At 68.6% G+C, this 443-nt stretch carries 1 pseudogene; it reads right to left on the bottom strand.

The features are described 5' to 3' along the window. Positions 1-407, bottom strand: a pseudogene (locus M3149_RS22790) (cadmium-transporting ATPase); the annotation flags it as partial. Between the last annotated feature and the right edge of the window lie 36 nt (positions 408-443).

The raw sequence follows: 443 nt of genomic DNA, 5'->3' as shown, positions 1-443 counted from the left end.
GGCATGGCAACCGCCGCGTCCGTGGTCGGCGAATTCTCGATGCCGGCCAGCCGTCCGGCGCGGACGCCGTTGGCGATCACGACGACCTCGGCGATCTCGTGCACCAGAACCACGACGGCCAGGCCAAAGATACCGAAGAGCGCCAGAGGCATCAGGCCGACCACGATCGCCAGGGACAGGCCGACGTTCTGCAGCATGATGCGACGTGCCCGACGGGAGTGATCGAGTGCCTGGTTCAGGTGCCGCAAGTCCTCCCCCATCAGGGCGACATCGGCGGTCTCGATGGCCACGTCGCTGCCCATCGCGCCCATCGCGATACCGAGGTCGGCGGTGGCCAGCGCCGGGGCGTCGTTGACGCCGTCGCCGATCATCGCGATGGAGCGTTGCCCACGGAGCTCGCCGATCAAGCGGGCCTTATCCTCGGGGCGCAGCTCGGCGTACAC

It is taken from the genome of Hydrogenophaga intermedia (assembly GCF_023715105.1).
Lineage (GTDB): Bacteria > Pseudomonadota > Gammaproteobacteria > Burkholderiales > Burkholderiaceae_C > Hydrogenophaga > Hydrogenophaga intermedia_A.
The sequence above is the reverse complement of the archived record's forward strand: the minus strand, read 5'-3'. Positions and strand labels throughout refer to the sequence as shown.